The organism is Pseudomonas sp. MWU12-2345, from assembly GCF_023242385.1.
In the GTDB taxonomy this organism is placed as follows: Bacteria; Pseudomonadota; Gammaproteobacteria; order Pseudomonadales; family Pseudomonadaceae; genus Aquipseudomonas; species Aquipseudomonas gingeri_D.
Genome location: NZ_JALLJA010000015.1, coordinates 88,676 through 113,496, shown reverse-complemented (window position 1 = coordinate 113,496; position 24,821 = coordinate 88,676). Strand labels below are relative to the sequence as shown.

The following is a 24,821-nucleotide window of genomic DNA, read 5'->3' as shown; positions in this document are numbered from 1 at the left end:
TCTCATCCAATCATCGACGGTGGTTCGAAAGCCGATACAGGCGGCAACGCCTGATCCCACTTCCGGACCTCCACCGAGGCAGTTTGCGCCGAGCAACCCTGCGACAGGCTCGAAGAGCCGACATCGGCCGTGATCATGTTCGGGTTGCCATGTTTATCCAGACTGTTTGGCTCACCCTTCACCAACGGGTCGAACCAAGCCCCAGTGGCAATCTGCACGACACCCGGGCGGATTCCATCCGAGACAATCACCCCGGCCAGAAAAGCGCCGCGCTCGTTGAACACCTTGACCACGTCACCATCGACAATGCCCCGAGCGCACGCATCGGCAATATTCAGGGTCAACGGCTCACGCTGCCGGATTTTCGAAGACCGGCTGTAGGTGCCGTGATCGTATTGACTGTGCAGGCGGGTTTTCGGTTGGTTCGACAACAGCTGCAACGGGAACTGCGCCAACGGCTTGTCCAACCACACAGGATGACCGGGGCAATCGGCGTAGCCGAAGCTGGCAATGCGTTCGGAAAAGATTTCGATCCGCCCCGAAGGCGTCGGCAGCGGGTTTGCGTCCGGGTCTTCGCGGAAGGATTTGAGCAATACCGTATCGGTCTCGGGGTAGGCGATTTCAAACAGCCCGTCTTGCCAGAACCGGTCGTAGTCCGGCAGCTCAATCCCCTGTTCCCGCGCCCTGCCGCGGGATTCGTCATAGGTAAAACGTAGCCACGCCTCGGCATCGCGACCCTCGGTAAAGGTTTCGCCGAATCCCAGGAGTTCGGCGATATCCGCCAGGATCGAATAGTCATCCCGGGATTCGCCCACGGGTTCGATAGCCTGCTGCATCGCGATCATGAAGCGGTCCGATGCGGAGCTGCCAATATCGTTGCGCTCCAGTACCGTGGTGGCCGGTAACACGATATCCGCGTACTTGGCCTGGGCGGTCCAGAACTGTTCATGAACGACGATGGTTTCCGGCCGCCTCCAGGCGACCAGCAACCGGTTGAGATCCTGGTGATGGTGGAAGATGTTACCGCCCGCCCAATAGACCAGGCGGATATCCGGGTAATGCAAGGTCTTGCCGTTGTAATCAAAGGGCGCGCCCGGGTTGAGCAGCATGTCTGTCACCCGCGCTACCGGAATGAAATCCTTGACTGGATTGACCCCTTGGGAAAATCGCGGCCCGGAAAAGGCCTTGCGCCCGCTACCCGTGTTATTCATACAGCCATAGCCCAGTCCGAAACCACCTCCTGGCAGGCCGATCTGCCCGAGCAGCGCTGCCAGGGTTACCGTCATCCAGAACGGTTGCTCGCCGTGCACCGAACGTTGCAGGGAATAAGCAATATTGATCATGGTGCGTTTACTGGCCATGTGTCGTGCCAGTTCGATGATCTGCTGCGCCGGAATATCTGTCAGTGCCTGCGCCCACTGCGGGTCTTTGGGCTGGCCGTCGACATGGCCGAGCAGATACTCGCGAAATCGCGCGTAGCCCACGGTGTAGCGCCGGATGAAGTGCTCGTTGTGCAAACCTTCGCTGACCAGTACGTAGGACAACGCCATCATCAGCGCGGTATCGCTACCGGGGCGAACCGGCAGCCATTGATTGTTTGTCGGCCCAGTCAGATCGTCGCGCAAGGGACTGACATTGACGAACTGCACACCGGCCTCGGACATCGCCTCCAGTGCGCGGGTCAATAGATGCTCGCTGGCCCCCCCCGGGCTGGTCTGGGCGTTTTTCGCCGGCAGGCCACCGAAAGCGACGAACAATTCGCAGTGTTGCGCCAGGTTCTTCCATGACGTGTGCGCCGCCAGCAGCCAATCCATATTGCCGACGATGTGCGGCATCAATACCCGCCCGGCCCCCAGGCTGTAGCTGTCCATGCTGAACACATAGCCGCCGAACAGATTGAGAAAACGGTGTAACTGACTCTGCGCGTGATGGAAGCGCCCGGCGCTGCCCCAACCATAACTACCACCAAAAATCGCCTGGTTGCCGAGCTCGGCTTTGACTCTCTTCAGTTCCCCGGCAACCAGCGCCAACGCGATATCCCACGACACTTCGACGAAAGGCTCCTGACCCCGCAGCTCTGGATGAGCGCCGGGGTCAGCGAGATAACTGCGACGCACGGCAGGCCGCATGATCCGTGTCGGCGAAGTCATGGCTTCGGGAATTGAGGCTCCGATGGGCGACGGATCCGGGTCCCACGCCACCGGCACCATCGCCTCCAGTTTTCCGTCGACCACCTGCGGGTGGTACGCCCCCCAATGCATTGAAGTAAGCCCCATGGTGCGATGAACTCCCGAACCTTTTCAGATACCGACTACCAACTCTCGCCCAACCCGAGCAAGCCCATAATCTGGCGGCGCAGGTCCACCAGGTAAGGATCGTCGCGATGCCGCGGATAAGGCCGCTCGATGGTCAGTTGTGCCTTGATCGTTCCCGGTCGGTCACTGAAGACGATCACTCGATTGGCCAATAGCAAGGCTTCTTCGACATCGTGGGTGACCAGCAGTGCGGAGTAGCCCTGGCGCTGCCACAAGTCGATCAGTTCTTTTTGCATGATGATGCGGGTCAACGAATCCAGCTTGCCCAACGGCTCGTCCAGAATCAGCAGGCGCGGCTCGTTGACCAGCGCCCGGGCCAATGCGACACGCTGGGCCATGCCGCCGGATAACTGCCGGGGATAAGCCCGGGCGAACTGACTGAGGCCGACTTTTTCCAGTGCGACATCGACCTTGGCGAAATGGGTTTTAAGGATGCCCTGGGCTTGCAGACCAAGGGAGACGTTCTCCCATACTCGTCGCCACGGGTACAGCGTCGGGTCCTGGAACACTACAACCCGACTGGGATCCGGGCCGGTAATAGGCACACCATCGGCCAGCAAAGTACCCGAGTTGGCCGACTCCAGCCCAGCCACCAGCCGTAACAACGTGGACTTGCCGCAGCCCGAAGGGCCGAGCAAGGCGACAAACTCGCCGGGCGCCACCTGCAGGGAAACCCGCTTCAGTACCGGCAAGTGCTGGCCGTCCAGGGCAAAACCATGACTCAGGTTGTCAATGTTCAGGGCTAACCCTGCTGGAGCAGAAACCGTTATTGCCGGTGCCGGCGTTACCATTTCATCGCTCCTTTCTGCCAGGCCAACAACCGGTCGCGGATCAGGAACAGCGCGGAGATCAAGCCCGAGCAGGCCAGTGCCATGACCAACAGCGCCGCGTACATATTGGCGTAGGCGGCCCAACCCTGAGCCCATTGCAAGTACCAGCCGATGCCGGATTTGACGCCCATCATTTCCGCGACCACCAGGGTCGAGAATGAAGCGCCCAGCCCCATGAACAATCCAACGAACACGTGGGGCAAGGCCGCCGGGATCGCCACTTTGAAAATCAGAAAGCCCGGCTTCGCACCCAAGGTCCGTGCCACGTCGTAATAGGCTTTATCGACGCTGGCAACGCCCGACCACGTCAGCACCGTCACTGGAAACCAGGTGGCCAGGGCGATAAGAAACACACTGGCACTCCAACTGGAGGGAAACAAAAAGAAGCACAGTGGCAACAACGCCGTCGAAGGAACAGGCCCGAGAATGCGCAAGACCGGATGCAGCCAGTAGCCGATATGACTCGACCAACCGATGGCCACCCCGGCCACAAAACCGCTCGCAGCGCCCAGCGCGACTCCGCTCCCCAGCAACAGCGCCGAATGCAGCAGACTGTCGGTCAGGCGCGGCCAGTCTTCGACGTACACCGAGAGCAGGGCTTGCGGCGGTGCGAAGAATGGCACCGGCAGCAGACCCGACTTGGCCGTCAGCAGCTCCCAGATCCCCAACAGAATCGGCAACATAATCAACCAGGCTCCCGCAGCCCGAACGCGCGCGGCAACCTTTACCGACCAATGACCGACGATGCCCAGCAAACCGATCAGGGCCGCCACCGCCAGGCACAGATTCGCCAACCCCTGGGTCATCGGCCACAGGCGCGTGGCGTTGGGCCAATAGCTGACCAGCAGCGCAACCGCCACCCATGCCGCCACCGCCATCGCTCCCTGGCGCCAGACCTTGAAGCGCCGCCGCGCCGACGACCCGCTCAGCGTTGTCGTTTCATCTGAAGACATCGGCGGTGATCTCCTTGGCGAACCCTCGGGCGTCGGTCCCCTGGCTAATGACTTCCACGGTTTTCAAGTCGCTGACGTAGGTGGTGATTTCTGTTGTCAGCAACTCCCCAACAGCATGATGACCATGGGTATGGTCGTGCAGAATCGCCTCCACCTCTTCGACGGAGGTATTCAGCGCGTAGGCCTGGAAGCCTTTGGCCACGGCCCGGGGATTTTTTACCGAGTAATCGTGAGCTTCAAGAATCGCCTGGGTCAGGGCCGCCGCCACGCGCTTTTCTTCACGCACCAGCTTGCCGGTAACGCCAACGACGCAACAACTGAGGTTGGCGTATTCTTCGACCAGGTTGGTGGACAGTTCCCGGGCTTTGCCGGTATTGATCAGACGGTACATGAACGGGTCACTGCCGCTGACCGCCTGCACTTCGCCACGCTCCAGCGCCGTGCCCAGCAGATCCGCCGGGTACAGCTGCCACTGCACATCGCGCACCGGATCGATGCCGTGTTTTTTCAGCAGGATCGAGAAGAAATTGCGGTCCGGGCTGGCCATGTCGGTGACGCCAATGGTTTTGCCTTTGAGGTCCTCGATCGTATGCATGTCGCCATTGACCGCGCTGAGCAAACGCAGGCACCCCCCGTGAGTACCCGCGGTGAGTTTGACGTCAAAGCCCTGCTCCAGCGCCTTGAGCCAGCGCAACGCCATGCCGACGCCGGCATCCGCCTTACCCGTGGCGATGGCTTCAAGCAGTACTTCGGTGGAGTTGCCAAAGTTGACCAACTCGACATCGAGGTTGTGCTTCTTGAAAAAGCCCTGTCCGTGAGCGATGACCACCGGCGCCAGGCATACCGCATTCAGATTGACCGCCAGCTTTAGTGCCCGGGGGGTGTCCAGGCGGATGAAATCACCGGTACCCGCGGGCTCGGCTGCGGTATCGACAGCGTGTCCAGCGTGTTCGTCGGCAGCCCGACTCGCGCGCGGCAACGACATCAGCAGCGGGCTCGCCAGGACAACGCTGGCCAGGCCCAGTAAATGACGACGGGTCAATCGTTCGGAAACGGCCATTCAAATATCCCTTTGGTTAATGGAGGAGCTCAATCTTTCAGTTCGCCGAGCCCCAGATGCTCACGCAATGTCGAGCCTTCATAAGCACGACGGAACAACCCTTTGCGTTGCAGATGGGGAATCACGCTTTCCACGAATTCGCTGAACGAGCCTGGTAGATAGCCCGGCGAAATCACGAAACCGTCGCAGCCTTCGCCAAGGAACAGTTCGGCCAATTGATCGGCGATCTGCTCACCGGTGCCCACCGGCTGCGGCACGCGCACGCTGCTGGCGAAGATCCGACCCAGTTGTTCCAGGGTGGTGTCGGCACCTTGCATCAGCAGTTTTTCGGCGGCCGCCGGGTGTATCAACGGTAATTGGGCAATCTCGGCCAACGTCGCCGACAGCGGAAATGGCGACAGGTCGACATTCAACTGCGAGGCCAACGTCACCAGCCCCAGCTCCGGCCGGGCCAGCGCGTTGTGCCGATCGCGTTTGGCCCGGGCTTCAGCTTCGCTGCCGCCAATGAACGGCATCACCGCCGTCAGCACCTTGCAGCCATCGGCGTCACGGCCTTGTTGCACCACCTGGGCCCGCACGTCATCGCGAAAGGCACGCATGGCGCTCAGGTGCGGGTGGATGGTGAAGATCGCCTCAGCCCAGCGAGCGCCGAAACGTCGGCCACGCCCGGATGAACCGGCCTGGATCAGTACCGGGCGGCCCTGGGGCGTGCGCGGGATATTCAATGGACCTTCAACCTTGAACCACTCGCCGCGATGCTGCACCGAGCGAATCCGCGACGGATCGGCCAGCACCCCGCTTTCGCGATCCGGCTTGAGGGCATCCGCCCCCCAACTGCTCCAGAGCTTAAGGGCCACTTCGACAAACTCGTCGGCACGGTTGTAACGCAGGTCATGCTCCAGGTGCCTGTCCTTGCCGAACAGCCGCCCTTCGCTGTCATTCATGGAGGTGACAATGTTCCAGGCGGCACGGCCCTTGGACAGGTGATCGAGGGTGGCGAATTCCCGGGCGATATGGGCCGGTTCGTAGTAGGTCGTGGAACGGGTCGCCCCCAGGCCCAGTTTGCGGGTCTGGCCTACCAGATAGGAGAGGATCGGCAACGGGTCCAAGCGGGTGGCATCCTGGGCACCGTAGCGCAGGGCCAAGTCCCGGGAGCCCCCCATCTGGTCGCCCACCGCCAGGCGATCGGCGAAGAACAGGAAGTCGAACAAGCCTTCTTCCACCACCTTGGCCACCCGAGCGTAGTACTCGGGGTCCAGGTAATTGCCGACAGTTTCCGGATGCCGCCACACCGCATGGCTGTGGATGACCGGCCCCGTCAGCAGGAACGCGGACAAGTGGATTTGACGACTCATGGCTGCGGTGTCCAGACGCTGATATCCCCCACCTTCAACGGCTTGGGCGTCAGCTTGGCGGCGTAGTAGGTGTCGGCGATCCGTTGCTGCTCGGCCAGTTCTTCGACCTTCACAGGGATGATGTCGTAGCTGCGGCGGCTGTTGGCCAACTCCACGGTGGCCGGGGCGATATTGCCCCACAGCGGGCCGAGGATCCGTGCGGCCTCTTGCGGGTGGGCTTTGACCCACTTTCCGGTCTCGCGCAGGGTATCGAAGGTAATTTTCAGCACTTCGGGATGGGCCTTGGCGAATGAGCTGCCCGCCAGGTAGAAGCGATTGTAATCCGCCAGGCCATCACTGCCGTCGGCCAGCGTCCGAACATGATGATCCAACTGCTGGGTGGCGAGGAACGGGTCCCAAATCGCCCAGGCATCGACACTGCCGTTGGCAAATGCCGCGCCCCCATCCGGTGCTTCCAGATAACGCACAGTGATGTCCGTGAGGCTCAGTCCGGCTTTTTTCAACGCCGAAATCAGCAGGTAGTTACTGCCCGAGCCTTTGGAGACCGCGACGGTCTTGCCTTTCAGATCAGCGACGGCGTGGATCGGTGAGTTCTCCTGAACGATGATCGCCTGGGCGCCGGGTGACGGTTGTTCCCGGGCGTAGTAGGTCAGCGGTGCATCGGCGGCCTGGGTGAACAGCGCGAAGGCATCCGCCACATCGGCATGCAAATCGACACTGCCCGCGTTCATGGAACTGAGCAGGCCGGTGCTGAACTCATGCCAGTTGACGGTAAAACCCAAAGGCTTCAAGCGCTCTTCCAACTGGCCGTTTTGCTTGAGCAGTATCCACAGCGTCGAGGAGCGCTGGTAGCTGATATCGAGGGTTTGCTGGGCATGAGCCACGGCTGTGACGAGCAACAGGCTGGCGGCAATGATGAGTTTTTTCAACTTGATGAAAGGCCTTGGTAGGGGTCGGCGAGACGGAGAGAAAAACCGAGTCAGTCGTGTGGCATCCGACGAGGCTCAAAGCTGGCTTTAAAGACGATTTGATTATATTGACGATGATTAATTATGAAAGAATCATATAATTCTATGGTTATTCCGCTTTCAACGCATGGCCCTGAGCGCAGAGACACGAGTCCCGACTTGCTCCGAGCCAATGCGATTTGGGTTATAGGGCGAACGATCAAGCCGTCCTGGCCGCTATCGCCTCGACTTCCACCAGGGCGCCGGGCAATGGCAGGGCCACCACTTGCAAGGCCGTGCGCGCCGGTTTGTTGGGCTGCTCGCGGGTGCCGAAAAACTGCGTATACCCAGCTTGCAGCCCAGCAAAATCGAGCTTGCCGCCCGTCTCCTCGGCGCCTACCAGGAACACTCGCAACTGCACGATATCCCCCAGGTCCAGATCTTGTTGCTGGAGGATCTTGCGCAGCTTGTTGAACACTGAAACGGTCTGCACCTGGGTATTGCCATAGGCCGCCGGAGTACCCGCCGGGGCTTGCGGGTCAGCGAGGTCCGGCAAGGTGCCACTGACGAACACCAGGCCGGCGGAGGCCGGCACGGTCACGGTTTGCGAGATAGGGAAATCGCCGACGCTGGTACGTTGAATGCTGCTGCTCATCTTGTTTCTCCTTCAATGAATGCTTATGACGCGGCCAGGGCCGCTGTCTGTCGCTGCTGGATGATTCGCTCGGCCAACTGCCCGACCACATGGCGCGCCGAATTGGCGGCCGACTCCTGCCAGATGCCGACACCGCTTTGCACCAGGCCGTCGCCGGCGAAATACACCCGGCCATGGGGTTCTTCCAGCAGGGCGCTGGCCTCGGCGGGAAAGTGTTCGCGTTGCAGCCATGGGCCTTCGCTGTAGGGGATCTGCTCCCAGGACACCGCCAGAGGGTGACGCAGTTGCCGGGAGTACCCCGGGTGCAGCAGCTCGACCGCCTCCCGGGAGGTCGCGTATTGCGCCTCAAGGGGCTGCTCGCCGAAGGCATCGGCACCAGGACCTGTGACATAGCCGGCCACCAACAGTCCCTCGCGGGTATTCAGGTCGTTGCTGGGGTACCACAGCACCCGCGCCGGGTGTTCGATCCAGGACAACCCGCCGTAGGTGCGGTAATCGGTTTCCCAGAAGCGCGGGGATTGCCAGGCCACCTTGGTTGCCTGATCACTGCGGGTGCTGAGCAGCGCCGCCTTCACCGGATCGCTGAAGTCGGTGTCCAGTCTGGCCAGCAGTGGCAGCGGCAAGGTCGACACCAGATAGTCGGCACGCACCACCTGTTCGCGGCCACTGTGCTGATCGTGATAGGTCACCGCCACGCCGTCCTCAAGCTGACGGATACGGCGCACCTGGGCACCCAGTTGCACCTGTTCGGTCAGGCGCAGGTAGAAGGCATCGGTGATGCGATCCATCCCGCCCACCGGCTGAAACATGGTGGCCGAGAACTCGGGAAACTCAGTGTGCAGCAACGCGCCCCAGAGCTCCGGATGCAGCAGTCGCTCCAGGGCCACCGGGGTCGGGCGAGCGGGCAATGCCCCGGGATGCCGGGGCGATTCGAGGTGGCCGGAGCGAATGCTGCCTTCGAAAGCCAGCTCCTGTGACAGATCACCATAGACCTGCAGGAACGCCAGCAGGCGGCTACGTTCCTCGGCGCTCAACACATCGTCCAGGGCATCACGGCGCACCGCCGTGGCCAATAACCCCGACAGATGCCCACGGGCATCGTTGACCGCCTGGCCGACGGTGAACGCCGGCTGTTGCAGGTCCGGGCGCACCTGAGCGCCATGGCTGCTGTTGACCAATACTTCCAGCGGCACGCCCAGTTCACTGCAGTAATCGAGCAAGGTCCGATGTTGACTGGGAATCCGCGCCGGGCCTGCGTTGAAATACAGGCCCGGGTCAAAGGCCACGGTCTGCGTGCGCCCATCCTTGTAGTCGACCCGATCACCGTTGCGTAGGGTCCAAGTACGGCCCCCCACACGGTCACGGGCTTCCAGCACTTGCACCTTGAACCCGGCCCGGGTCAGTTCCAGGGCAGTCACCAACCCGGCAATCCCGGCGCCGAGCACCAGCACACGGGTGCCCTGCCCCAGGTCCTTTTGCAGCTTCAAGGGTTGCGGCCGTCGGTGCGACGACGGCCCCAATCCCAATATGGCAAGCGCATCCCTGAGCGCTTTCTCGCCTCCCACGGCGGCGATGCTGGAAAGCGCTTCACGTCGAGTCAGTCCCATGTTCATTACTCCCCTGAAGGTTTCAATCCGGCAAGCCGGGTGGGTTGATCAGTGACTTGTCGATGCGCTCCACATCCAGGCCCCAACGCTGGAGCACCTGTTCGTATTGACCGCCGGCAATCGCGCCTTCCAGGGCGGTGTGGATCGGCTGGACCAGTCCATTGTCCTTGCGGGTGGTCACGGCGATATCGGCCCGCAGTGGCCAGCCGCCGTTGACGATGCCCACCAGCTTGATGCCGCCGGTGATCGCCGCCGAATAGGCAAACACCGAATTGGGGCCAAACAGGGCGTCGCTGCGTCCCGACTGCACCGCCAGCTGCGCCGCGGCTTGATCATCGAAGTACTGCAACAGCGCCGGTGCGATACCGGCCTTTTCGTTGGCCTCGTTCCAGGCCAGCAGGACTTTTTCCTGATTGGTGCCGGAGCCGACGATGATCTTCAGCCCGGCGATGTCCCGGGCCTCCTTGAGGGAGGTGATCTTGCTGGTGGTCTTGACGTAGAAACCCAGGACGTCCTGGCGATAGGTGGCGAAGTCGAAGCGCTTCTTGCGGGCCTCGGTCACGGTCACGTTGCTGATCACCGCGTCGTATTTACCCGAGCTGACGCCCAGGGGCCAATCCTCCCAACTGGTCTGCACCACGTTCAATTGCAGACCCAGGCTGTCGGCCACCAACTGTGCGGTGTCGGCCTCGCTGCCGATCGTGGTTTTATCGTCATTGGCCAGCAGCGCCAGGGGCGGCCCGGCCACCCCCGACACAGCCACGGTAAACTTGCCGGGCTGGGCAAACTTGAAGCCCGGGGGGATTTGCGCGATGGCCGCCTCGTTGCGCGGGGCATGGATGCGCTGGCGGTCGGGACTCAGATCAACCTTTTGCACAGTCGGCACACTGGCGCTTTCAGCGGCCAATACCGGCAGGGCGAGGCTGACGGCAAGCGCCAACAAGGTCACACGGGCAGTCTTTACCAACATGGGCAGTTACTCCTTTAACACGGGAAAATTCACAGCACCTTGCCGAGGAAGGCGACGGTGCGTGGATGACGGGGCTGACGAAAGATCTGTTCCGGCGGCCCTTGTTCGATCAATTGGCCATCGCAGAGAAACACCACGTGATCCGCCACTTCCCGGGCAAATCCAATCTCGTGGGTGACGATGACCAGGGTGACGCCCAAGCGGGTCAGCCCCTTGATCACGTCCAGCACCTCACCCACCAATTCCGGGTCGAGGGCTGAGGTCGGTTCATCGAACAGCAGGACCTTGGGATCCAGGGCCAGGGCACGGGCGATGGCGACCCGCTGTTGCTGGCCTCCGGAAAGCTGGCGCGGATAAGCATCGGCTTTATCCGCCAGGCCAACCCGGGCCAGCAGTTCCCCGGCCTTGGCCCGGGCCTGGGCCTTGCTCCAGCGTTTGTGGGCCAGCGGTGCTTCGGCGATGTTTTCCCAGGCCGTGAGATGCGGGAACAGGTTGAAGTTCTGGAACACGAAGCCGACCTCGACCCGACGCTTGAGAACCTCCCGCTCCTTGAGTTCGTAGAGCAGGTCGCCCTTGCGTCGATAGCCGACGTATTCACCGTCGATGGTGATGTGGCCGCTGTCGATTTGCTCCAAGTGGTTGATGGTGCGCAGCAGCGTTGATTTGCCGGAGCCGGAAGGCCCCAGGATCACCGTGACCTGGCCCGGCTCGATACTCAGGTCGATGTCCTTGAGCACCTGCTGATTGCCGAAGCGCTTGCCTACGCCCTGGATCTGGATGCGCCCGGCGGGCACCTGGATGGCGGCCTCAGCCATGGGATTGCTCCTTGAGCCAGTGGCGCACCCGCTGCAATGGCGTCGGCGGCAAGACCCGCGCCGTGCCGCGGGCAAAGTACCGCTCGACGTAGTACTGGGCACTGGTGAGTACGGTGGTGATGATCAGGTACCAGACCGTGGCGACGATCAACAACGGGATCACCGCCTGGGTGCGGTTGTAGATCACCTGCACGGTGTAGAACAGCTCCGGCAGGGCCAGCACGTAAACGATGGAAGTGCCCTTGACCAGGCCGATGATTTCGTTGAAACCCGAAGGCAGGATCGAACGCAGCGCCTGGGGCAGGATGATCCGGAAAACCCGCCGCGACGCCGGCAATCCCAGCGCCGCCGCGGCTTCATGCTGGCCGGCGTCCACACCGATCAGGCCGCCACGAATGATCTCCGCCGCATAGGCACCCTGCATCAGGCTCAAGCCCAGTACCGCCACGGTGAATTGGCTGAGCACATCCACCGTCGACCACTGGGCAAACACCAGGTCGGTGAACGGCACGCCCAGCACAATGTGGTCGTACAGATAGGCGAAGTTGTACAGGATGATCAGCACCAGCAACGCCGGCATCGAGCGGAAAAACCAGATATACCCCCAGGCCAGCGCCGCCAGCAACGGCGAACCGGACAGGCGTGCCAGCGCCAGCGCGGTGCCGAGGAGGATGCTGAACACCGTGCTCAACAGGGTCAGCAACAGCGTCTGCGCCAGGCCTCGCAGCACCGATGCCGAGAAGAACCATTGGCCAAACACCCCCCATTCCCAACGTGGATTGGTGGCCAGGGAATGCCCGATGGCAAACAGCACCAGCACGGCGAACACCGATCCGGCCCAGCGCCAGGGATGACGGGACGGCACCACCCGCAAAGCCTTGATCGCAGTCGGTGCGCGGCTCTTGCGAACCGGGTAGGCATTCACCTCATCGATGAGGTCAAAGGGTTTGGCAACAATGGGCATGATCTATTCCTCGCACGCGATAACACATCAGGGTGTTTTTCCAGGGGGACCGAACGGAGTCGGCGGCGGCCGCCTTTAAAAGGCGTAGGTCAGGCGGGTGTAGTAGTAGCCGCCGGTAAATCCAAAGGGTGAGTAAGTGCCGTAGCTGCTGACCATGGTGCTGCTGGGCACCCCCTGTTTCTTGGGGTAGGTGTCAAACAGGTTCTTGGCCCCGATGGCGATGTTCAGCGCTTTGCTGAGGTTGTAGCCCAGGTCCAGATCGGCAATCCATTTGGCGCCATACACCCGATCCAGGGAGCGGTCGTTGGCGTCATTGACCTCCTTGTAGGAGCCGTAACGGGTCAAAGCCAGGTTGAGGTTGAAGCGGTCGATGCTCCAGTCGCCCCCCAGGATGAGTTTGGTCTTGGGCTGGATGTCGGTGATCAGGTTGCGCGCCTGGCGATCCATCAGTTCATAGGACGTGCCGAGGATCGAGGTGGAGGCCTTGTAGTCGAGGATCCGGGTCTGGTTCCAGTTGAACGCCGCGGTCCACTTCAGGGAGCCGAACCGACCCAGGTCCTGGCTGTAATTGCCGACCAGGTCCACGCCCTTGGTGCGGGTGTCGGCACCATTGATGAAGTACTGCCCGCCGGAGGTCGAGTTGATGCCGTTGTTGAGCAGCACCTGGGTGACTTCACTCCCCAGCAAGGTATTGGTCAGGGTGATGCGGTCGCGCAGGTTGATCACATAGGCATCGGCCGTCAGGCTCAGGCGATCGCTGGGTGTCAGGGTGAACCCGAGGCTGAAGTTGGTGGATCGCTCGGGCTTGAGGTTTTCGGCACCCAAGGCCCTGGCGGCGGCCGAGCCCACCGGCAGCACGCCGTAATTGATCGACTGATAGACACCATCCACCACACCGTAGGTGGTCGAGCGGGCACTGAACAAACTGTTGGCCAGGGACGGCGCACGGAAGCCATTGCTCACGGTCGCGCGCACGGCGAACTGCGGGGTGAAATCATAACGTGTGGTCAGCTTGCCGCTGCGGGTCGCGCCTACCCCTTCATTGTAATGCTCATAGCGCAGCGCCGTGCCCACGTACCAATCCGGAACCGGGTTGAAGCCCACATCGACGTAGCTGGCGAGGCTGTTGCGCGACGCACTGCTGGCTTCGTCCGGGGAGATGCCGTTGGTGACCTGGGCTCCGGAAGAGGCGCAGTTGCCAGGTGCAACGCAGTAACCACCGTCGGCATAGGAAGCCCAGTCCCCGGCCTTCACCTCGTAGCCGTCGCGTCGATGCTCAAAGCCGTAGGACAGGTCCAGTGGCTTTTGCAGGCCGATATCGAAGCCGCGCTTGAAATCCAGGTTGGTGGTCAGTTCGGTGGAAATCCAGGTGCCGGACTTGAAGCTGTTGGGTGTCGCCTCACCCAGGGACGGGTTCTGGTTGTCCCAGGTCCCCTGCTCCGCCGCGTTGCGCCCATAGGTGGTGGACAGGTCCCAGTCCCACTGGCCGACTTTGCCCTTGCCGCCGAACGCCGCCTGGAAATCGTCTTCATCGATGTACCAGGTCGGCACATACCCCGCCGGATAACCATTGGGGCCGGTGGTAATCGTGTTGGTGATGGTCGGCAAGCGGAAGTTCTGCCCCTGCTCGGCCTTGCGGTGCGAATAGGTGGTGAAGGAATACAGACTGAACCGGTCGTCAATCGGCAACTCGGCGTTGTATCCCAGGGTCTGCAGATTGATCTTGGGTATGCCGTACCCACCATAGGTGGACTTGCCCGCCAGACCATAGGCCTGCTCGTAGCTATAGCCATTGGCGCTGGCCTTGTTGTCATCGTTCTGACTGCGTACATCCAGGGCCAACTGCACGATGCCGCCGTCACCTATCTCGAAGCCCTTGTTGAGGCTTTGCTGGACGGTCTGCTTCTTGCCGTCATAGCCGATGCCGGCATTCGTCACCGAGGTGCCGCTGGTGTCGGCCTTGAGGATGACGTTGATGACCCCGGCAATGGCGTCGGAGCCGTACTGGGCGGCGGCACCATCGCGCAGCACTTCGACATGATCGATGGCACTGATGGGGATGAAATCCAGGTCCGCCGGCGCCGCACCGGTGTTGATACCGTTGATGTTCAAGGTCGCGCTGGTGTGGCGGCGCTTGCCGTTGACCAGTACCAACACTTCAGCGGCGCTCAAGCCCCGCAGGTTGGGCGCGCGAGCCATGCCACTGGCGTCCCAGCCGGTTTTTTCCGGCAGGGTCAAAGATGGAATCAGCGCACTCAAGGCTTCCATCAAGCCGGGCTTGCCGGTGCTCTGCAATTGCTTGGCGCTGACCACATCGATCGGCACCGGACTGCTGGTCACCGTGCGCTGTTCGCCCCCCCGGTTACCGGTGACCACCACGGTGGACAAGGTCCGATCATCCTGATTCGAGGCCTCCTGGGCCTGGATTCCTCCTGACAGCAACATGCTCCCCATGGCCACGACTGCCGGACTGAGCCGCAAGGCTGAAGTCGACTCCCAGGCATGTTGTATGACTCGTTTCATATCCACTCCAGCGGGTCGCCATCATTGGCGATGCATCCAAATCGCGAAGTCGGGTATTCACGCTGTCGTCAGGACAGCGCGGCATACGCGTTTTTCCGATGGGTGCCGAGCGCCCATTACAAGCGCTGGAAAACCTGCGCGATGGGGCGTGGCACTCGGGAGACCAAGCTATGCGCCGGGAGGAAAACCAGGAGGGGGCCGCAGTATTGCGTAGCGTCTGTCAGGGACAAGACGGGAGGAAAAAATCACATCACAGGATTGAATGAGCAACATACGTCGAACTCCCTTCCAACGACTCTGCTCCAGGGATCAGCGGCAGATCACCCTGTCATGCCACGCAGGTTCGGAGGTGGGTCCGAGCTGCGCTCTGCGGCATGGTACGCAGAATCTCGATCACGATTGGTACCATCCGAGGTTAGGGGTAGGTTGTAGGGGCCAAACATAACGGAATCAATATCAAAAATATAATTCTATTTAGCTATAAACTAATATTATTATTTTTAATACTTAACAAACATCTTAATTCCAAAAAATGATACTTTAAGGGCCAGAAAACCAGCCAGGAAGACGCCGATCATTGGCTGATGAATGACCGCTAGTTACCGTTGGACGTGGTCGTACACCGTAGATGCCGAGCACACTGAATTCACCGTTCCGCCCCCGACGATAGCTTCCCTTCGGCGCAGTAGGACACCTATCATTTTCACGGGCAACGAACTCCACCGACGCTAGCTATCCGGTGAGCCGAATCACAGCCGCTAGATGGGCTCGATCGACACCAACTCGAAATACCGGAACTTCTTCTTTTTGGCCTCGGCCTTGGCCTCCTGCTCAGCGATGAAGGTGCTCAGGGTATTGGCATCATAGGTCAGCACCTCGACGTCACCGCCGAACTGCTTGGTCGCACGCAGCGTGACTCGCAGCTTTGGCGAGAGTGCTTTCGCAACACCTCGAGGCTTGGGGGTTGGCGCAGAAGCGGGTACGAACACGGGTTCAGGTTCAGGCGTTGGTAAAGGATCGCTGCTTGGGCTGGAGGGGCCAAATAGCGCCAGGCGCATCTCCTCCTCGCTCAGTTCATTACTCATTATGGGCGTCTCATGGTCATTTACTTAGGAAGCTAATGGATTTTATCAGTCTTGGCCGCGATGCGCTGCAATCGGTGTAAAACAGAACTCATTGACTTCATGACAGTACCAATGGCCGCATGGGGCTATGGTCATCAATGGTACTCAAGTCAGAGTTTATGCCTGGTACGACAACGAATGGGGCTATGCCAATCGTACCGTCGAACTGGCCAGGATGGTTGGGCTGGCTTAAACCCATCCCCCATCCACGATAAAGTTCTGCGCGGAACACATCGCCGACACATCCGACGCCAAGAACAACGCCATATTGGCGATATGCTCAGGCTCGACACTGCCCGGCAGGCACTGGCTGCGGGCGATCAGTTCCCTGGCCGCGTCATCCACCCACATCGTCAGTTGTTTTTCGGTCATCACCCAGCCCGGCACGAGGGTATTCACACGGATGCGACTGGGCCCCAGTTCACGGGCCAGGGCTCGGGTCATGCCATGGGCGGCAGCCTTGCTGGCGGCGTACACCGGGTATCCACTGGAAGCCATCATCCAGCCCACGGAGCCCAGGTTGATAATCGAACCGCTCCCGATTTCCTTCATCATCGGTACCACGGCCTTGGCGGCAAAAAAGGCGTGCTTGAGATTGACGGAGATCAGCCTGTCGAAGGTGTTCGAATCAACTTCATCCAGGGTGTGGCGAACGTCATTGGCGGCATTGTTCACCAGCACATTGATCGGCCCCAGGGTCTGGGCGAAACGGCCTATGGCGGCTTTGTAGGCGATCTCGTCGGTGATATCGCAATGACCGAACTCGACGCTGTGACCCTCGGCACGCAACAGCGCCTCCAGGCGTTCGCCCTGAGCTTGTGCCCGATCGACGAAAGCGACGTTGGCACCCTGGCGCGCAAAGGCACGGACCATGGATTCACCAATGCCCGAAGCGCCGCCGGAAATCAGCACGGTTTTATCTTGCAGATCCGGGTATGACGCTGGGCGGCCAGATGGGTGTTGGGTATTCATGTGACGGTCACTCCGCTCTTATTTAGTCTTATTTTATATTGCAAATGTCGAGGCATTGTCTATAAATAAACCGTCTTTTCCGCTTTAAAAAGATAATAGTCTAACTATTTAATCAAAAACAATAAAAGGTAGCTCAGTCATGCGGCAATCCAGACACCTGCTTTCCGGCATCGGCCTCTCGCTGGTGATGACCAGCCTCTGTGCCCAGGCGGACGGCCTCTCCAGCGAACATAAACCCTTCGGCAAAACCAACGACGGCACCGCCGTCGAGCAATACGTGTTGCGCAACAGCCATGGCGTGCAAGCCACGGTCATCACCTACGGCGGCGTGCTGCAGTCATTGAAGGTGCCGGACAAGCACGGCAAGTTCGACGACGTGGTGTTGGGCTTTGACACTGTCCAGGGCTATCAGGGCGGCACGGCGTTCTTCGGCGCCACCATCGGCCGCTTTGGCAATCGCCTGGCGGGCGGCACCTTCGAATTGGACGGCAAGCGCTACCAGGTGCCGCTCAACGACGGCCCGAACTCGCTGCATGGCGGCGCCCAAGGCTTCGACAAACACGTGTGGAAAGCCAAGCCCGTCAAGAACAAGGATTCGGTCGGTGTCACCCTGACCTACCTGTCCAAAGACGGTGAAATGGGCTTTCCCGGCAACCTGACCACCGAGGTCACTTACAGTCTCAACGACAAGAACGAGCTGCACATCGACTACAAAGCCAGCACCGACAAACCCACGGTGCTGAACCTCACCAACCACAGCTACTTCAACCTTGCCGGTGCCGGTAACGGCGATGTGCTCAAACAGCTCGCCACCCTGCACGCCAGCCACTACACGCCGGTCAACAGCACCTTGATTCCCACCGGCGAACTGGCCCCTGTCGCGGGCACGCCCATGGATTTCCTGAAACCCACCGCCATTGGCGAACACATCAAGGACGATCACGCCCAGCTCAAATTCGCCGAACCGAAACAGGGTGGCTTCGACTTCAACTGGGCACTGGACACCCAGGGTGACGTCGGCAAACTGGCCGCCGACGTGCGCGACCCGGCGTCCGGACGCCGTTTGCAGCTCTACACCAGCGAGCCCGGTGTGCAGTTCTACACCAGCAATTTCCTCGATGGTTCGGTCAAGGGCAAGGCGGGCAAGACCTACAACCATTGGGGTGCGTTTACCCTGGAAACCCAGCACTTTCCCGATGCGCCCAACCAGCCGAACTTCGCTTCAGCACGCTTGGACCCGGGTCAGACTTATACCCAGAAGACGGTGCTGAAGTTCTCCGCCGACTGAGCCTGTACCCGCACCTGAACCTGCACCTGAACCTGTAGGAGCTGTCGAGCTTTAGCGAGGCTGCGAAAGCGGCAGTACAGTCAACATGGATTTGGCTGACCCACCACTTTCGCAGCCTCGCTAAAGCTCGACAGCTCCTACATTGGAGATTGGAGCGTTACCAACCGCTGAGCATCATCGCTCTCAACGTTGTTTCATACGGTCAATCACCACGGCCATCAGCAGGATCGAACCACGGATCACATATTGGTAGAAGGTGTCGATGTTCTTCAGGTTCATCGCATTCTCGATGATCGCCAGAATCAGCACCCCGGCAATCACGTGACGGATCATGCCGATACCGCCGCTCAACGACACCCCGCCCAGCACACAGGCAGAGATCACCGTCAGTTCAAAACCCTGGCCGATCATCGGCTGGCCGGAAGTCATGCGCGAGGCCAGGACCACCCCCGCCAGGGCGCCGATCAGACCATGCACGGCAAAGATGATGATCTTGGTGCGATCGACATTGACCCCAGCCAGCAACGCAGCTTCCGGGTTGCCGCCGATAGCCATGGTGTTGCGGCCATAGGTGGTGTAGTTGAGCAACCAGCCGAAGAACAGGAAGCAGACCAGGGTGATCAGGATCGGCACCGGTACGCCCAGCAGTTGGCCGTTGCCGAAGATAAAGAACTGATCCTGGGACACCCCGACCGCCTTGCCATCGGCAAAGATATAAGCCAGGCCGCGCACGATCTGCATGGTCGCCAAGGTGGTGATCAGGGCGTTGACCCGTAGCTTGGCGATCACGATGCCATTGATCAGTCCGACGATCAGGCCCATCAGCAGCGCCGCGCCGACGCCGAGCAGCACGCTGTCGGTGTCGCGCATCACGATGGCCGCCACCACGCCGGCGCAGGCAATCACCGAGCCCACGGACAAATCGAAATGCCCGGACGCCAGGCAATACAGCATGGTGCAGGCGGCAATCCCGGTGGTGGAAATCGCCAGGCCCAGGCCGCGCATGTTCAGCGGCGAGAGGAAGTTGTCGATAAGCAAGGCGCAGAGCAGGAAGATCCCCACCGCCGCCAGCAACATCGCCCAATTGTCGAGCAGGCTGCGCAGGTCCAGGGGTTTGCGCGCCATCGGCAGCGCTTGGTCTTGGCTGGTCATAGTTACCTCTCAGTTCGCCTGGCCGTCGGCGCGTTGGCGCGGCAAAGCCAGTTGCAGCAGGTTGGATTCAGTGGCGTGTTCGCGGCGTTGCTCGCCACGCAGCGCGCCTTCGCACAGCACCAGGATGCGGTCGGAAATGCCCATGACTTCCATCAGGTCGCTGGACACCACGATCACCGCGATACCGCTGGCGGCCAGGTTATGGATGATCTGGTAGATCTCGGCCTTGGCCCCGATATCGATGCCCCGGGTCGGCTCATCGAGCAGCAGTACTTTCATCGGCATCGACAGCCAGCGGCCCAAAATGGCCTTCTGCTGGTTGCCACCGGACAGGTACATGATCTTCTGCTCAGCGTTGGGGGTTTTGACTTTCAGCGCCTTGATCTGCTTGTCGGCGTTGCTCTTCTCCCAGTTGTCGCGCAACAACCAGCCGAAGCCCGAATGCGCGCCACGGGCACTGATATTGATGTTTTCAGCCACGCTCGACAGCGCAATGATGCCCTCCTTCTTGCGATCTTCAGGGCACAGCAGCACGCCACCGGCAATGGCATTGCGCGGTGAACGCAACAGCAGCTTTTGCCCATACAGTTCCAGATGCCCGGCGCTACTGCGCGCCAACCCGCTGAGCAAACGCAGCAGCTCGGTGCGTCCCGCGCCGACCAGCCCGAACAGGCCGAGAATCTCGCCTTTGTGCACCTGGAAGCTGACCGGCTCGCGCAAGCCCGGTCCCAGCAGGCCGTCGACCTTGAGGGCCACCGCGCCGTGCTCCCGTGGACGGTAGTCGTAGATGTCCTCGATATCGCGACCGACCATGCAGGTGACAAGTTGATCGTGGGTCAGCGTGCCCATGTCCTCGAACGTGCGCACGTAGCGCCCGTCCTTGAACACCGTCACCGCATCGCAGATGCGGAACACCTCTTCCATGCGATGGGACACGTACAGCACCACTTTGCCCTCGTCCCGCAGGCGCCCGATGATCGCCATCAAACGATCGATTTCCCGTGCGGACAGGCTGCTGGTGGGCTCGTCGAACGCAATCACGTGGGCGCCACGGGACAGTGCCTTGGCGATTTCCACCAATTGGCGCTGGCCCAGGGACAGACGACCGAGCTTCTCCTGGGGGTCGATCTCATCGGCCAGGCCCTTGAGACAGACAAGCGCCTGCTGACGCAGCAGACGGCGGTTGACCACACCGAAACGCGCGGGCAGATGCCCGAGGAACAGGTTTTCCGCGACGGTCATTTCCGGCACCAGGTGCAATTCCTGGTGGATCACCGCGACGCCGCTGGCAATGCTGTCGGCGGCGCATTTGAACGCCATGGTCTGCTCGCCGATGCGCAGGGTGCCGCTGTTGGGGATGTAGGCGCCGCCGAGGATCTTGAGCAGCGTCGACTTGCCCGCGCCGTTCTCGCCCATCAGGGCATGTACCTGGCCCGGATGGGCGGTAAAGCTGATGTCATCGAGCGCCTTGACCCCGGGAAAGGTCTTGCCGATGCCGCTGAAGCACAGGCTGGCACCAGCAGTGTGTCGTTCGTTCAGTTGCGCGTGCATAACCACCTCATCACAGCCATCAGACGGCCCGGCTACCAGGGCCGCCAGGGAAAGCGAGCCGCCTTATTTCCACAGGCCGATCTTTTCCAGTTCCGGCTTGAAGTTGTCACGGGTGATCAGCGTCACTTCATCCATCGCGGTGTATTTCGGCGGTTCCTTGCCGGCAGTGACCCACTCGTACATCATCTGCGCGGTTTTATAGCCCTCGATGTGCGGGCTGGGCAGCATCGATCCGAAGAAACCGCTGTTGGCTTTCTTCAATTCGCCGATGGCGTCGGTGCCGTTGATGCCGATACCGATCACGTTGGCCGCGGCAAACCCGGCACTTTCAGTGGCACGTACGCCGCCGAGCACGGTGTTGTCGTTCATGCCGCCGATGATCAGGTTTTTCGCGCCACGGGGCAGCTTGACCAGGGCCGAGTTGGTGGCGTCCATGCTGCCGGGGACGTCCAGGGTCTTGAGGGCCGCGGTCAGGACATGGTCTTTGGGAATGCCGGCTTCTTCCAGGGATTTCATCGAGCCGTCGGTGCGCTTCTTACCGGTGTCGAGTTCGTTATAGGTGGTGATCACCGCGTAGGTGTCTTTCCAGTCCCAGCCGCGTTTTTTCGCTTCGGCAGCCATGGCGGCGCCCTGCTTCTGTCCCACTTCGAACGCGGCCATGCCCAGGTACGGCACGTCCTCCATGAAACCGCCCTTGGCGTCGACGAAGCGATCATCCACGGCGATCACTTTCATACCGTTGGCCTTGGCCTTGGCCACGATGGCCGGGCCGAGGGACACGTCCGGTGGGCAGATGACAAAACCCTTGGCGCCGTTGGCGGCCAGGCTGTCGATGGCCGACAGGGTTTTCTCGCCATCCGGCACGGCGATTTTGATCACCGTGAAGCCCAGGTCCTTGCCGGCTTTTTCGGCGAACGCCCACTCGGTCTGGAACCAGGGTTCTTCGGGTTGTTTGACCAGGAAGCCGATCTTCACTTCTTCAGCGGCCAGCAACAGCCCGCTCAAGCTCATGGCCGAGACCGCCACGGCGGCGCAGCACAGGGAACGGATACCACGACGACTATTCATACGATGACTCCTTGTTGTTTTTTTGAGAGTACGTAGTACAGCGGTGAAGCCGGACCTTATCCGGCAAATCGGTGCGCGCGTTACAGCGGGTCGCGCGATGGCATGCCGTCCACCAGCCGCTGAATGCGCAACGGGTTGGCGTTTTTCAACGCGTCGGGCAGCAGGTCATCGGGGTAATTCTGGAAACACACCGGGCGCAGGAAACGGTCGATGGCCAGGGTCCCGACCGAGGTGCCCCGGGCATCGGACGTCGCCGGATACGGACCGCCGTGGACCATCGAATCGCAGACCTCGACACCGGTTGGGTAGCCGTTGAGCAAGATCCGGCCGACTTTCTGTTCCAGCAAGGGCGTCAGCTCGGCGAACTGTTCAAGGTCAGCCGCCTCGCCAATGATCGTCGCCGTGAGTTGACCGTGCAGGCCGCCCAGGGCAGCGCTGAGTTGCGCCTGGTCGGCGACTTCGACGAACACGGTGGTCGGGCCGAAGACTTCTTCCTGCAGCACCTCATCACCGTCGATCAGTAACTGGACATCAGCCTTGAACAGCTGTGGCCGCGCCTGATTACCCGCTTGAGCGCTACCGGCCAAGTGTTGGATGCCCGGGTGCGCCAGCAGTTTTTCCAAGCCCTTGCCATAACTGCTCAAGGTGCCGGCATTGAGCATGGTTTGCGCCGGTTGATCGGCCATCAGCCGCGCGACCTGCTGGGTGAACGCGGTGAACGCCGGCGAGGCAATACCGATCACCAGGCCGGGGTTGGTACAGAACTGACCGCAGCCCTGCACCACCGAAGCGGTCAGGTCGCGGGCGACCGTTTCCGCTCGCACATGCAGCGCCTGGGGCAAAATGATGACCGGGTTGATACTCGACATCTCGGCAAACACCGGGATCGGTTGTGGACGTGCCGCCGCCATGTCGCACAAGGCGCGTCCGCCCTTGAGCGAGCCGGTGAAGCCCACCGCCTGGATCGCCGGGTGCTTGACCAGCGCTTCACCGACCCAGTCACCGAAGATCATATTGAACACACCCTCCGGCATACCGGTGGCCTGTGCCGCACGAAGGATTGCATCGGCGACCTGCTCGGCCGTCGCCATATGACCGCCATGGGCCTTGAACACCACCGGACATCCCGCCGCCAGTGCCGCAGCGGTGTCCCCCCCCGCCGTGGAAAACGCCAGGGGGAAGTTGCTGGCGCCAAACACCGCCACCGGCCCCAGACCGATGCGATATTGGCGCAGGTCCGGACGCGGCAGCGGTTGGCGATCAGGCAATGCACTGTCGATGCGCGCAGCGTAGAAATCGCCGCGCCGCAGCACCGTGGCAAACAGGCGCATCTGCCCGCTGGTACGACCGCGCTCGCCTTTGATACGGGCGGCGGGCAACGCGGTTTCGCGGCAGACCAGCTCGACGAAATCATCCCCCAGCGCGTCCAGCTCGTCGGCCACCGCCTCCAGGAATTTCGCGCGGCGCTGCGCACTCAAGGCGCGGTAAGCCGGGTAAGCCGCCGCGGCAGCCTTGGCGGCGGCATCGACTTCTTGCGCGGTTGCCTGGTAGAAATCATGGGGCAAGGCCGCACCACTGCTGGCATCGACACTGTGCAACTTGACGGTGCCGTTGGCGCTGCGCTGACCGCCGATATAGTTATGGCCTGAAAACCGGGTCATGGTGATTTCCTTAAAGAGTGACGACGTTACCGGGCTCGAACACCGCATCGACGTTGCCGACACCGTTGATCAACGGTGCACCGAATTCGGCCTGGCTGATCTCGAACACATCGCCTGGCTGGGTACGTATACCGTCAGCGAATGACAGGGTCGCGGTGCCGAAGAAGTGGATATGCACATCGCCGGGCGTGAGGAACTGGCTGTACTTGAAATGGTGGTATTCGAGGTTTTCCAGGCTATGGCACATGTTGGCCTCGCCACTGAGGAATTCGTTTTCCCAGATCACCACACCGTTGCGCAGGATACGGCTGGTGCCGGCCAGGTGCCGGGGCAACTCCCCCACCCGCAGCTCCGGACCATAGCTGCAACTGCGCAACTTGGAGTGGGCCAGGTACAGGTAATTCTTGCGCTCCATTACGTGATCGGAGAATTCGTTGCCCACCGCAAACCCCAGGCGATAAGGCTTGCGATCAGGGCCGATGACATACAGGCCGCTGATCTCCGGCTCCTCGCCGGCGTCTTCGGCAAACGGCGGCACCGGGAACGACTGGCCGGGACGCACCACGATGCTGCCGTCGCCCTTGTAGAACCATTCCGGTTGTACGCCCGCCTGTCCGGACGCCGGCTTACCGCCCTCCACGCCCCATTTGAAAATGCGCATGGTGTCGGTCATCGCACTGTCATCACCGGCCTGCTGATGCATCTTGTCCCGCGCCGAGGCACTGCCCAGGTGAGTCAATCCGGTGCCACTGACCAACATATGGGCCGGGTCCGGGTGATCCAGCGGAGGCAGGACTTTCAGGTCAGCCAACAGCGCGGCGTAGTCATGGCTGTCACCCAAGCCGAGGCTTTGCACCTGCCGCTGCAAATTGACGCCCGCCTCGATGGCGGCCAGCGCCAGCTCGCGCACGCTGTGTGCGCTTCGTACTTCGCGCAAGGTGCTGCCTTCAACCACGCCTACCCGACGCTCACCGTTACGCAATTCGAACTGAACCAAACGCATGTGTCTTC

General features: G+C 61.1%; 20 protein-coding genes and 1 pseudogene. 2 read left to right on the top strand and 19 right to left on the bottom strand.

Translation table 11 applies throughout. From position 1 onward, the window contains the following. Positions 1 to 2: 2 nt before the first annotated feature. The 13 genes from M5C71_RS25035 to M5C71_RS24975 form a co-directional block, all read right to left on the bottom strand. Entirely contained in the window at positions 3 to 2,276 is a 2,274-nt protein-coding gene (locus tag M5C71_RS25035; protein WP_248768954.1) for a molybdopterin guanine dinucleotide-containing S/N-oxide reductase, read from the bottom strand. A 35-nt stretch (positions 2,277 to 2,311) separates the two neighbouring features. Continuing rightward, positions 2,312 to 3,106, bottom strand: a complete 795-nt coding sequence (locus M5C71_RS25030) for an ABC transporter ATP-binding protein (protein WP_248768953.1) — start codon at positions 3,104 to 3,106, stop codon at positions 2,312 to 2,314. Next, the gene (locus M5C71_RS25025; protein ID WP_248768952.1) at positions 3,100 to 4,098 is read right to left on the bottom strand and encodes an ABC transporter permease subunit; all 999 of its coding nucleotides are present in this window, start codon (positions 4,096 to 4,098) and stop codon (positions 3,100 to 3,102) included. The genes M5C71_RS25030 and M5C71_RS25025 overlap by 7 nt, the downstream gene beginning before the upstream one ends. Further along, complete coding sequence (locus tag M5C71_RS25020; protein ID WP_248768951.1) at positions 4,085 to 5,158, bottom strand: ABC transporter substrate-binding protein; 1,074 nt, start codon at positions 5,156 to 5,158, stop codon at positions 4,085 to 4,087. Before M5C71_RS25020 ends, M5C71_RS25025 begins: the two co-directional genes overlap by 14 nt. Before the next feature lie 29 nt (positions 5,159 to 5,187). Further along, entirely contained in the window at positions 5,188 to 6,513 is a 1,326-nt protein-coding gene (locus tag M5C71_RS25015) for an LLM class flavin-dependent oxidoreductase (protein WP_248768950.1), read from the bottom strand. Continuing rightward, on the bottom strand, positions 6,510 to 7,448 hold the full coding sequence (locus M5C71_RS25010) for an aliphatic sulfonate ABC transporter substrate-binding protein (RefSeq protein ID WP_248747064.1): 939 nt from the start codon (positions 7,446 to 7,448) through the stop codon (positions 6,510 to 6,512). Before M5C71_RS25010 ends, M5C71_RS25015 begins: the two co-directional genes overlap by 4 nt. A 232-nt stretch (positions 7,449 to 7,680) precedes the next feature. Further along, the gene (locus tag M5C71_RS25005; RefSeq protein WP_248747038.1) at positions 7,681 to 8,115 is read right to left on the bottom strand and encodes a RidA family protein; all 435 of its coding nucleotides are present in this window, start codon (positions 8,113 to 8,115) and stop codon (positions 7,681 to 7,683) included. A gap of 23 nt (positions 8,116 to 8,138) precedes the next feature. Continuing rightward, positions 8,139 to 9,722, bottom strand: a complete 1,584-nt coding sequence (locus M5C71_RS25000; protein ID WP_248747037.1) for an FAD-dependent oxidoreductase — start codon at positions 9,720 to 9,722, stop codon at positions 8,139 to 8,141. Between the two features lie 22 nt (positions 9,723 to 9,744). Continuing rightward, complete coding sequence (locus M5C71_RS24995; protein WP_103494883.1) at positions 9,745 to 10,692, bottom strand: ABC transporter substrate-binding protein; 948 nt, start codon at positions 10,690 to 10,692, stop codon at positions 9,745 to 9,747. 29 nt (positions 10,693 to 10,721) lie between these two features. Then, positions 10,722 to 11,507 (bottom strand): amino acid ABC transporter ATP-binding protein, encoded by a 786-nt coding sequence (locus M5C71_RS24990; RefSeq protein WP_248768949.1) that lies wholly within the window; start codon positions 11,505 to 11,507, stop codon positions 10,722 to 10,724. Beyond that, on the bottom strand, positions 11,500 to 12,471 hold the full coding sequence (locus tag M5C71_RS24985; RefSeq protein ID WP_103494885.1) for an amino acid ABC transporter permease: 972 nt from the start codon (positions 12,469 to 12,471) through the stop codon (positions 11,500 to 11,502). The genes M5C71_RS24990 and M5C71_RS24985 overlap by 8 nt, the downstream gene beginning before the upstream one ends. Positions 12,472 to 12,546: 75 nt before the next feature. Continuing rightward, complete coding sequence (locus tag M5C71_RS24980; RefSeq protein WP_248768948.1) at positions 12,547 to 14,994, bottom strand: TonB-dependent receptor; 2,448 nt, start codon at positions 14,992 to 14,994, stop codon at positions 12,547 to 12,549. Positions 14,995 to 15,752: 758 nt separating this feature from the next. Continuing rightward, a complete protein-coding gene (locus M5C71_RS24975) occupies positions 15,753 to 16,079 on the bottom strand; it encodes a hypothetical protein (protein WP_248768947.1) in 327 nt (108 codons plus the stop codon). Between the two features lie 127 nt (positions 16,080 to 16,206). Here M5C71_RS24975 and M5C71_RS24970 point away from each other — a divergent pair. After that, positions 16,207 to 16,311: pseudogene (locus tag M5C71_RS24970) on the top strand (type I glyceraldehyde-3-phosphate dehydrogenase); the annotation flags it as partial. Here the strand turns inward: M5C71_RS24970 and M5C71_RS24965 are convergent. Further along, on the bottom strand, positions 16,308 to 17,090 hold the full coding sequence (locus M5C71_RS24965) for an SDR family oxidoreductase (RefSeq protein ID WP_103494901.1): 783 nt from the start codon (positions 17,088 to 17,090) through the stop codon (positions 16,308 to 16,310). The pseudogene M5C71_RS24970 and the gene M5C71_RS24965 sit on opposite strands and share 4 nt — an antisense overlap. Before the next feature lie 139 nt (positions 17,091 to 17,229). Here M5C71_RS24965 and M5C71_RS24960 point away from each other — a divergent pair, with 139 nt between their 5' ends. Then, the gene (locus M5C71_RS24960) at positions 17,230 to 18,378 is read left to right on the top strand and encodes an aldose epimerase family protein (protein WP_248768946.1); all 1,149 of its coding nucleotides are present in this window, start codon (positions 17,230 to 17,232) and stop codon (positions 18,376 to 18,378) included. A gap of 183 nt (positions 18,379 to 18,561) precedes the next feature. On the opposite strand, the gene araH is transcribed toward M5C71_RS24960, so the two are convergent. The 5 genes from araH to araD1 all read right to left on the bottom strand — a co-directional run bounded on the left by araH (position 18,562) and on the right by araD1 (position 24,813). Further along, complete coding sequence (gene araH / locus M5C71_RS24955; protein WP_152740335.1) at positions 18,562 to 19,530, bottom strand: L-arabinose ABC transporter permease AraH; 969 nt, start codon at positions 19,528 to 19,530, stop codon at positions 18,562 to 18,564. Between the two features lie 9 nt (positions 19,531 to 19,539). Next, positions 19,540 to 21,081 carry an L-arabinose ABC transporter ATP-binding protein AraG gene (araG, locus tag M5C71_RS24950; RefSeq protein WP_248768945.1) on the bottom strand — a complete coding sequence of 514 codons (1,542 nt, stop codon included), beginning with the start codon at positions 21,079 to 21,081 and terminating at the stop codon, positions 19,540 to 19,542. A 63-nt stretch (positions 21,082 to 21,144) separates the two neighbouring features. Beyond that, positions 21,145 to 22,149, bottom strand: coding sequence for a substrate-binding domain-containing protein (locus M5C71_RS24945; protein WP_103499732.1), 1,005 nt, complete (start codon positions 22,147 to 22,149; stop codon positions 21,145 to 21,147). An 80-nt stretch (positions 22,150 to 22,229) separates the two neighbouring features. Beyond that, positions 22,230 to 23,810, bottom strand: a complete 1,581-nt coding sequence (locus tag M5C71_RS24940; RefSeq protein ID WP_248768944.1) for an aldehyde dehydrogenase (NADP(+)) — start codon at positions 23,808 to 23,810, stop codon at positions 22,230 to 22,232. Between the two features lie 10 nt (positions 23,811 to 23,820). Then, positions 23,821 to 24,813: an AraD1 family protein gene (gene araD1, locus M5C71_RS24935; RefSeq protein ID WP_248768943.1), complete on the bottom strand. Its 993-nt coding sequence runs from the start codon at positions 24,811 to 24,813 to the stop codon at positions 23,821 to 23,823. Positions 24,814 to 24,821: the final 8 nt, after the last annotated feature.